Raw genomic sequence first — 9373 nt, 5'->3', positions numbered from 1 at the left:
TCTGAGCAACAACTTTCATCTGGCAGCATCCACCATTGCTGCAATTTATAAAGATCGCTGGAAGATTGAGTTATTCTTTAAAGCCATCAAGCAGAATTTAAAACTGAAGTCATTTCTAGGTCGAAGCCGCAATGCGATACAAACGCAAATATGGATTGCATTAATTGCCTATTTGCTGGTGAACTTCGCTAAACACATGGCACAAGAAGGATGGAGTGTTCAGCGTTTACTGAGAATTATTCAGGTCAATTTATTTGAAAGGAAACTTTTAAGGTCACTCTTTGTGCCTGATAAAAAATGGCGAAAACAAGAAGAACCTCAATTGAGGTTCTTCTTGTGATATTTGTGGGACAGTAGTGGCATAAAGCGCCTTTTTTTATGATGTTGATTAAAGTTTATCATCAAACTCATTATGCTGAGGTGCAGAATATTTGAAGCCTTTAGTTTTATAACCAAGGTATAACACACCAAACATAGCCCACCATAAGCCATATTTTAGTGAGGTATCTTCAATTTCTAACCACAATGCAAAGATACTGATGAATCCCATTAAAGGAATCACAACGAAGTTTAAAATATCTTTAAGATTTTTAGTTCGCCCATCACGTAATGCATAACGAGAAATAACCGATAAATTGACAAACGTGAATGCAGTTAAAGCACCAAAGCTGATCAATGAAATAACGGTATCAAGGCTCATAAATCCAGCACATAGCGCGACTGCACCTACGATCATGATGTTGTATGACGGCGTAAAGTTCTTTGGACTAATATGACCAAAGATTTTTTTATTAATCACGCCATCACGACCCATCACATACATCAACCGCGATACCCCTGCATGTGCAGAAATACCAGATGCCATTACTGTCACGATTGCAAAAGCAAGAACATAAGATTGGAACAATGAGCCACCAACTAGGAGTAAAATGTCAGGCTGTGTTGCTGCGACATCTTGGAAGTAAGTTTTAGGATCATTTGGAAAGTAAATTTGCATGAAATATGTGCTGATGATAAACACGATCCCTGCAAATAGAGCAGTCAAGAAAATAGCTTTTGGAAGCGTTTTTTCGGTATCTTTGGTTTCTTCTGCAAGTGAACTTAAAGAGTCAAACCCTGTAAACGAGAAACAAAGTAAGGTTGCACCAGTAATTAATGCGCCAACTGAGGTTAACTCGTTCCAAAATGGTTCAAGACTCCAAAGCTGATAGCGAGTTTCTGCTGTTATTGGTCCTTCTGCGTTAAGTCCCATTTGTAATTTGCTATAAACTAAATAGGTAAATACAGCAATTACAATCAGCTGGACTAAAACAATCATGCTGTTGAAATTAGCAACAAACTTGGCGCCACGTAAGTTTACGCCAGTCATGAACGCAGTCAAAACAATAACCCAAACCCAATGATTTACACTTGGAAATAATGCTTCAAGATAAATCACTGCAAGGATGATATTGACCATTGGTGAGAGTAAATAATCTAACCAAGATGACCAACCTACCATAAAACCAACATTGGGATGAATGGATTTTTGCGCGTAGGTATATGCCGAACCAGACGATGGATAGCGGCGAATCATGTGGCCATAGCTCAAAGATGTGAACAAAATTGCAATTAAGGCCACTATGTATGAGGTAGGAACATGATGATGACTTTCTTCTGATACTAGACCAAAAGTGTCAAACAAAGTCATAGGTTGAATATAAGCTAAACCAATAATGATAATGTGCCAGAGACCTAGCGTTTTTTGCAGTTTAGCTGCCGATTGAGTCCCAGAGATATTTGTCAACGGCGTTATCCTCATAATCGTTGATCAAGGATCAGCTATGGTTTAAGGATCATTTGAGACGAAATGATCCCCCCTACAGAAAAAAGAAGTCCGCCAATCTATCCTAAATTGGTATTCATTGTCAGTACTTTTATGCTTTTTTTAGCAATTTTTTTGCCAATTGTGGAGAAAAAAAGATGAATAAAAGTTCACCTAAATTTTAAAAGCCCCGATCACTTTATATGATCAGGGCTATTTCTGCATGATTTATGATTTAAATCAATTGATTACCAAGCTTTCTGCAAGATGGCTCGTAGATCTTTTAAGCTTGCTTCTTTTGGATTGAAAATGATTGAACCATCATTCAACGCTTTTTCTGCAACATCATCAAGTTGAGCTTCAGTGACTTTACCAGTTTCACGCAAATTGCGAGGTAACTTAGTTAAGCTGAATAAACGATCACGCATCGTTAGGATTGTAGCAATCGCTTTATCTGCACGTTGATTTGCAGGGGTTTGAGCATAAATGTCAGCGCCTGCTAATGGAAGCAATAATTCACCAATCTTATTGCCATTTACTTCTTTATTGTATTCAAGCACATATGGCAAGAACAAGTTCATGCATAGACCGTGAGGCAGATGAGCTACTGCACCTAAAGCATGACCTAAAGAGTGAACTAAACCAACCATTGAGTTCGAGAACGCAATACCAGCCATTGTTGATGCTTGTGCAAGCTCTAAACGACCTTGTGGTTCACTAGGATTATCTAGAACTTTAAACAAGTTTTCGCTGATTTTTTTGATAGCAGCACTTGCATAAGCATCACTTAAAGGGTTAGCAGCCAAACACGTATAGGCTTCAACAGCATGTGTCATCGCATCCATCGCAGTCATAGCTGTAAGATGCGGTGGTAAGGTTTGAGTCATACGTGGATCAAGGATCGCAGCATGCGGCATTAGATAATATGACGTAAATGGGATTTTTACGTTCTTTTCTAAGTCAGAAACAACAGCAACCATTGTTACTTCTGAACCCGTGCCAGATGTCGTTGGAATCACGAAGAACGGTTTCAATGGTTTTGATAGGTTATGTGCACCTGAGTACTGTAGTAAATCATTACCACCCTCAGATACCAGAATGTTAGTTGCTTTAGAAGTATCAATAACTGAACCACCACCAATTGCAATAATCGCATCACATTTTTGTTTGCGATAAAGTTCTGCTGCTAAGCGAACAACTTCTAAGCTTGAATCTGGTGGTACATCATCAAAAATTGCACCAATAACAGCATCAGTTGTGCTGAAAGCAGCTTCAATTGGATTTAATAGACCATTTGCACGAACACCCTTGTCAGTAATGATCATTGGGCGTTTTGCACCTAAAGTTGCAAGTTCAAAAGGGATATGCTCTAACGCGGCATTACCAGCAATTACTTTTACAGGGCAGAAAAATTCGTAATAAGGCTTAGCCATGTTAAGCACTCCGTTGGAAATATGATTTAGCGACTTTAAGGTAAATATTTTTAGCACCCGTGAATTTTTCTTTTAATGTCAATTCGGCTGGGTAGCGTTTTACTGCGAGTGAAGCAATTAACTTAGGTAAGATCAGTGCTTCCATTTTATTTAAGCAACGGACAAGGCGAATCGCACTTGATACATCACCATCCGCAATCATTCGGTCATTTGCGAAGGCTTGAGCTGTGCTTTCTTGGAAAGAAAAAACTAAGAAGGCATGAGTCAGATGCTTAAATGTAATGGTTAAATCAGGCTTACCTTTGTAATTTGGTAATAGCTCTAATTGTTTTTCTTCTGTTACCCGAGCGATAAATGCAGGACCATTCGGAAAAACATTCATCGAGAGTATAAAGCCCACAGGAAATTTAGAAACTTCCTCTTGAACTTCACTGTCCACTTGGCTTGCCATTACTAAACCACGACCAACAACGTCCATCATGAGTTTTACGTAGGCAAATTGCAAAGTGGGCTTCACTGCTTTGGTCGAAATCACTTGCGTATCCCTTGTTAAAATTATGCAAAAGCAAATTTAGAGTATTTACCCTAATTTATTTCTCTAGATTTTAAAAGTAATTTATTCAGATTTGACTTCAAGGTCATTAAACAAATCTGCATTTTTAAAATATTCAACGAAATCATTACAGAGCTGCTCGAAATTTGGATAATCTTCAAGCAAGTCTTGTAAGCGTACCATTTCTAAACCTGCGTATCCACAAGGATTAATTGTTTGAAAACCACTTAGATCACAATCAATATTTAGCGCAAGCCCGTGATAACTCCTTCCTCTTCTAATTTTAAAACCTAAAGACCCTATCTTACGTCCATCAACATAGACTCCTGGGGCATCTGGTTTGGCATAAGCATTGATTTCGTATTTCTTGAGTAAATCGATCATCGCTTGTTCAGCGAAGCTAACTAAAGTTCTGACATGCCATTTCAAACGATTAAGATCAAACAGGAAGTAGGCAACCAATTGTCCTTTACCATGCCATGTCACTTGACCACCACGATCTGTATGCACAACAGGAAGTTGAGTATGCATGAGAATATGTTCTGGTTTACCTGCTTGTCCTTGAGTTAGAACATCTTGATGTTGGAGTAGCCAAAGCTCATCAGGTGTTGTTTCATCACGATGAGTTGTAAAATCTTTCATCGCTTCAAATCGTGTCGTGTAATCTTGTAGATCCTGAAAACATCGAATGATTAAGGATGGTTTATCAAGGTTCGTCACAATAAACTTCCTTTGATTGAATAAATACTTTTTTGCGGAAAATCTGCTCTAACTGATCGTTTGTCGTTTCATGTGGATTTGCGCAATTCGACCATTCACGAATAAGTTGAATCTGGGCATATTGAACTGCATTTTTGCTTTTTAATTTAATATCAAAATCTTTGCTGCGTTTCATGAGAAATTGTGGATCATTACCTAATTTTAACTCTAATTGATTTTCACGTTGCAGAGAAAGTTTGGCATTGTTAATCAGTGATAGCTTATCTTGTGCATTTAAAGCCTTGGCTTGGTTTAAACATTGTGGTGCAAAAGTCGAAGTGAGTAACTTCGTAGGCTGTGTAAATGCGAGAGCTGTCAAATAATTATGTTGGTATTCCTGATCTAGATTTTGAATAAGATCATTTTTGAGTTGTTGAAATTCTTTAATAGGCAAGGGGTGTAGATTATTTAATGCGTTCTTCTGTGTTTTGTATTCTTCTTGAATTGCAATTAAATTGATCTTAGCAATGTCATCTGGGTGAAAGGCATAAGATTTACTATTTAATTGTGTCGAATGACGTGATTGCATCATTTTAATCGTGTCATTTAATTGTTTAACTGTGAATTTATTGGTTTCATAAACTCCTTTATATTCACACAGTTCATTTTGCCATGAAAAAGTTGCTATTTTCGCATCACTGATAGATGGGATAAATACTGTAAATAATGATAGTAAAATTCGTTGCGTTTTCATCAGCTATTTCGCAATCATAAATCGAAAAAGAAAGAATAATATAGAAGTGTTATGAATGGTTTAACTGATCAGAGGTTTTATTTGCATACATAAAAAATCCAAAACACTTTCGTATTTTGGATTCCTTGATTATAGCGCTGTCTTAATTAATGGACAGGCAGCAAGATCAGCATATAGTGCATGAACTTGTTCTAATTCTTCAAAGCGTAATTGCGCAGTTAAAGAATGATATTTACCTGTGCGAGAAGCTTGAACAGTAACTGTTTCACCATCAAACTCAGGGAAGTGCTTCTGCAAAATATCAACAACAGCCACTCGAAGTTCATCCCCTGCATTACCAATCAATTTGATTGGATAGTCCATTGGGAAAACCCAAAGATGTTCTTGCAATTCACGAGAAGGAGTGCGGTCTAACATGAGCAACCTCTTAATTTGAAACGCCTGCATCAGTGCAGGCGCTTATTATCTAATACAATAATGGGGACAAAGCACTAGACTTCAACCCCTAAATCAAAGCCTACAGAATGCACTGTTAGAGCTTTGATTTTTGAGTAAAACACACTCAATATTAGTCGTTTTCCAGGAATGAGCGTAAGTGTTCAGAACGAGAAGGGTGGCGAAGTTTACGTAACGCTTTTGCTTCAATCTGACGGATACGCTCACGCGTTACATCAAACTGCTTACCTACTTCTTCTAAAGTATGGTCAGTTGGCATATCGATACCAAAACGCATCTTCAAAACTTTTGCTTCACGTTCAGTTAAGTTTTCAAGTACTTCACGAGTCGCTTCTTTTAAGCCTTCAGAGGTCGCAGCATCCACTGGTGAAGTGATGTTTGAATCCTCAATGAAGTCACCAAGATGCGAATCTTCATCATCACCGATTGGTGTTTCCATCGAAATCGGTTCTTTGGCGATTTTAAGTACTTTACGAACTTTAACTTCGTCCATTTCTAAACGTTCGCCTAATTCTTCAGGTGTTGGTTCGCGACCCATTTCTTGAAGAAGTTGACGAGATACACGGTTGATCTTGTTGATCGTCTCAATCATGTGTACTGGGATACGAATAGTACGGGCTTGATCGGCAATAGAGCGAGTAATTGCCTGACGAATCCACCACGTAGCGTAAGTCGAGAATTTATAACCACGACGGTATTCAAACTTATCTACGGCTTTCATCAAACCGATGTTACCTTCTTGAATAAGATCAAGGAATTGTAAGCCACGGTTCGTGTATTTTTTCGCAATCGAAATTACCAAACGTAAGTTGGCTTCAACCATTTCTTTTTTAGCACGACGGGCTTTTGCTTCACCTACGGCCATACGTTTAGAAATATCTTTAATTTCTTTAACGTTTAGATCTAGTTCTTTTTCGATGTCAGCAATCTTTTGTTGGAATGCAAGTACATCTGGGCGAACTTTTTCAAGGTGTGGTTTGATTTCAGCAGGTGCCTTAGCAATTTGTTCGTCTAACCAAGCTGGATTTGATTCTTGCTCTGGGAACGTTGTACGGAACTGATTGCGATCCATACGACCACGACGTACAGCATAACGCATGATCTCACGTTCATTTGCACGAATTTGATCATGTGTGCCACGAATCATTTCTGAAATAATGTCAAATAAACGTGGAGTAAATTTGAACATCATGAACACAGCTGCTAGAGATTCAAGCGCTGCTTTCGCTTCTTCACTGCTACGACCGTGTTTTTCAATAATCGCTTTTGTGTCATTCCAAGCAGATTCTAATTCTGTAAAACGAACTTTTGCGACTTCTGGATCAGGACCTGAATCACCTTCAGAATCATCATCACCTTCAGACTCTTCATCTTCATCATCATCGTCGAGTTTTACATCTTTTGCTGGTGCTGCTGGAGTTTCAGCATCCTCAAGCACAGCTTCTTCTTCCAGTACTTCTGGAATATCATCATCTGTTTCTGGATCTAAATAGCCAGAAAGAATATCGGCAAGACGACGCTCGCCAGTTAAAAAATCATTATATTCTTGTAAAACGACTTCAACAGCATTTGGCCAGTAAGCGATCGAGTGTAAAACATCACGGATACCTTCTTCGATACGTTTTGCAATACTGATTTCGCCTTCGCGAGTAAGAAGTTCAACTGTACCCATTTCGCGCATATACATACGAACAGGGTCAGTCGTACGACCAGGCTCACTTTCAACTGAAGCCAATACTGCAGCAGCTTCTTCTTCTGCAACTTCATCAGCAGCCTCAGTCGATTCGCCAAACATCGCATCGTCAGTTTCTGGCGCACGTTCATGCACAGGAATACCAACGTCTTGAAGCATCTGAATGATGTCTTCAATCTGTTCGCTTTCTGTAATCGAGTCCGGGAGATGATCGTTAACCTCAGCGTAAGTTAAGTAACCTTGTTCTTTGCCTCGGCTAATCAGAGCCGCTACTTGAGAAGTAGGGGAATGCATATCGCTCATCTTTGCTTACTCTTTGTTGAATCTGTGGCGGTGAAAAACCGTGCATGATAGCACAATTCACGTCGAATGTTTTGGATTTGATCCGTTTGTCTTAAATAAAAAAATAGGTTTGATTTCACGGTGGTTTGTTGGATATGGGGTTGAGTATTATTTTTTCAAGCAGCAAGTCCATTGAAAGTGATTATATTTCATTGTTGTTGCACTCCATCTATAAATACACAAAAAAAGCGCTGAAAAAAAGTACAAATCACCGATTTATAGCAAAAAAATTAAATAAAACTTGACAAGGTATTTGAAGAAAGATAAATAGCGGCTAGACCCATTTATATTTTTCATTGTTAGAGGTAGTGTTAGTGTCTTCTACAGATTTTGAATTAGATGATGATAACTACGGCGATGATGATGTTGGTTTTGATGAGTCATCAGGAAAAATCAGCGCCAAAGAATCATTAGAAAAGCGCCGTTTGATTGATGATCTATTGGCTCAACGTCGTTTAGAACGAGAATTAAAAGATTTTGATTATGATTTCGACGACGATGATCTCGACGACGAAGACTGAGCAAAATTTCTGAGACTTTAACTCTTAAAATGTTATGCTGTTGACGAAATATTTTTAAAATTTGGATAAAGAATGAGTACGTTAGATTTAGACTTATTGAGTAATTATCTTGACGGTGATCAAAACGAATACGGTCTGGATTTTGCAGCGACTCATGGTTTTCTGTGTGCAATAGCCGTAGGTCCAAAGTTTGATCGTTGGTTAGAAGAACTTTTTGATAATAATCAAAAGAAAGTTCCTAGCGAAATCGTTGAACAAGTTAAGTTATGGTTAGAGTCTCTAAGACAAGACTTGGCAAACGAAAATGGAATCGAATTTCCTTTTGAAATCGAAGAAGCAGACGTTGAATCAAGTTTAGGTGATTGGAGTGTAGGTTTCGTTGATGCAATGTTCTTGAACGAGGATGCTTGGTTTACACCTGAGTTTGAAGAGCAACTTGTAGATTTAACTTTACCAATCATGGTCTTCAGCGGTATTGATGAAGAAGATCCTCAGATGGAGTCTTTCCGTCGTAATGGTCAATTGATGGATGAGTTAGCAGAAGAAATTCCAGATAATCTGAACGAAATCTATCTCATGTATCATACTCCAGCCTAATATGTTGTATTTATCAGCTTATTAAGTTGATGAAATTTGATATAAAAAACGTCCAATAATGGGCGTTTTTTATATCTTTAAATTTATATTTTGATCGATTAGATTGAATGTTTTATATTTGAGAAAAGATTAAACTGACACCTAATAAGCCCAGCAACTAATTAATTCTTGGTTCTAAACATCTCAATTAAGATGTTTTTTATTCTTAAGTCCTTTTAGGGATTGCTTTGCATACCAGCCATAGCTGAGATGAAAAATAAAGTATTCAATTAATATTAAAAATACAGTCACCAAAATCCAAAGCCATATAGGAATGAGTTTAATAATCTCAATAGATGTTTGAATAGGTGCAATAAAAAATAATGCGATCACGACGAGGATTGCACTGATAATTAAGTTACTCGCAATTGATCCTAAAATTAGATGCGGTAATCCTCCCATAAATAACCGAAGTTAAAAGTAGAGGTTAAGCAGCCATTAGAGGTGGCTTTCCTTTGTTAGCTTGATGTGGTCTTTCATGG

At 37.9% G+C, this 9373-nt stretch carries 11 protein-coding genes; 3 read left to right on the top strand and 8 right to left on the bottom strand.

From position 1 onward, the window contains the following. The coding region (locus MKL32_RS02385; RefSeq protein WP_270898628.1) for a transposase at positions 1-340 on the top strand (340 nt) is incomplete at its 5' end. Between the two features lie 48 nt (positions 341-388). Here MKL32_RS02385 and MKL32_RS02380 read toward each other — a convergent pair. The 7 genes from MKL32_RS02380 to rpoD all read right to left on the bottom strand — a co-directional run bounded on the left by MKL32_RS02380 (position 389) and on the right by rpoD (position 7695). After that, on the bottom strand, positions 389-1801 hold the full coding sequence (locus tag MKL32_RS02380) for an APC family permease (RefSeq protein ID WP_171261422.1): 1413 nt from the start codon (positions 1799-1801) through the stop codon (positions 389-391). 251 nt (positions 1802-2052) lie between these two features. Next, positions 2053-3237, bottom strand: coding sequence for an iron-containing alcohol dehydrogenase (locus MKL32_RS02375; protein ID WP_004908412.1), 1185 nt, complete (start codon positions 3235-3237; stop codon positions 2053-2055). Position 3238: 1 nt separating this feature from the next. Then, positions 3239-3772 carry a hypothetical protein gene (locus MKL32_RS02370; protein ID WP_004908410.1) on the bottom strand — a complete coding sequence of 178 codons (534 nt, stop codon included), beginning with the start codon at positions 3770-3772 and terminating at the stop codon, positions 3239-3241. 81 nt (positions 3773-3853) lie between these two features. Beyond that, a complete protein-coding gene (gene lipB, locus MKL32_RS02365; RefSeq protein ID WP_004908409.1) occupies positions 3854-4510 on the bottom strand; it encodes a lipoyl(octanoyl) transferase LipB in 657 nt (218 codons plus the stop codon). Then, positions 4497-5243: a hypothetical protein gene (locus MKL32_RS02360; protein WP_204379401.1), complete on the bottom strand. Its 747-nt coding sequence runs from the start codon at positions 5241-5243 to the stop codon at positions 4497-4499. The genes lipB and MKL32_RS02360 overlap by 14 nt, the downstream gene beginning before the upstream one ends. Before the next feature lie 129 nt (positions 5244-5372). After that, positions 5373-5660: a YbeD family protein gene (locus MKL32_RS02355; protein WP_004950773.1), complete on the bottom strand. Its 288-nt coding sequence runs from the start codon at positions 5658-5660 to the stop codon at positions 5373-5375. Between the two features lie 151 nt (positions 5661-5811). Beyond that, positions 5812-7695, bottom strand: coding sequence for an RNA polymerase sigma factor RpoD (rpoD, locus tag MKL32_RS02350; RefSeq protein WP_004908401.1), 1884 nt, complete (start codon positions 7693-7695; stop codon positions 5812-5814). Positions 7696-8048: 353 nt separating this feature from the next. Between rpoD and MKL32_RS02345 the strand changes: the two genes are divergently transcribed. Then, on the top strand, positions 8049-8255 hold the full coding sequence (locus tag MKL32_RS02345) for a PA3496 family putative envelope integrity protein (protein WP_004908399.1): 207 nt from the start codon (positions 8049-8051) through the stop codon (positions 8253-8255). A gap of 72 nt (positions 8256-8327) precedes the next feature. Beyond that, complete coding sequence (locus MKL32_RS02340; protein ID WP_004908396.1) at positions 8328-8852, top strand: YecA/YgfB family protein; 525 nt, start codon at positions 8328-8330, stop codon at positions 8850-8852. Positions 8853-9035: 183 nt separating this feature from the next. Here the strand turns inward: MKL32_RS02340 and MKL32_RS02335 are convergent, their stop codons facing one another. Beyond that, positions 9036-9293, bottom strand: coding sequence for an ABZJ_00895 family protein (locus MKL32_RS02335; RefSeq protein WP_227557992.1), 258 nt, complete (start codon positions 9291-9293; stop codon positions 9036-9038). Positions 9294-9373 lie beyond the last annotated feature (80 nt).

Source organism: Acinetobacter sp. AOR34_HL (genome assembly GCF_027854795.1).
GTDB lineage: Bacteria > Pseudomonadota > Gammaproteobacteria > Pseudomonadales > Moraxellaceae > Acinetobacter > Acinetobacter junii.
This window is presented reverse-complemented; position numbering and strand designations above follow the sequence as displayed.

Excerpts from the sequence above, each read along its gene's own strand:
- MKL32_RS02355 (WP_004950773.1), bottom strand. The coding sequence starts at position 5,660 with ATGTTAGACCGCACTCCTTCTCGTGAATTGCAAGAACATCTTTGGGTT.
- MKL32_RS02375 (WP_004908412.1), bottom strand. The coding sequence starts at position 3,237 with ATGGCTAAGCCTTATTACGAATTTTTCTGCCCTGTAAAAGTAATTGCT.
- MKL32_RS02380 (WP_171261422.1), bottom strand. The coding sequence starts at position 1,801 with ATGAGGATAACGCCGTTGACAAATATCTCTGGGACTCAATCGGCAGCT.
- MKL32_RS02335 (WP_227557992.1), bottom strand. The coding sequence starts at position 9,293 with ATGGGAGGATTACCGCATCTAATTTTAGGATCAATTGCGAGTAACTTA.
- MKL32_RS02340 (WP_004908396.1), top strand. The coding sequence starts at position 8,328 with ATGAGTACGTTAGATTTAGACTTATTGAGTAATTATCTTGACGGTGAT.
- MKL32_RS02360 (WP_204379401.1), bottom strand. The coding sequence starts at position 5,243 with ATGAAAACGCAACGAATTTTACTATCATTATTTACAGTATTTATCCCA.
- rpoD (WP_004908401.1), bottom strand. The coding sequence starts at position 7,695 with ATGAGCGATATGCATTCCCCTACTTCTCAAGTAGCGGCTCTGATTAGC.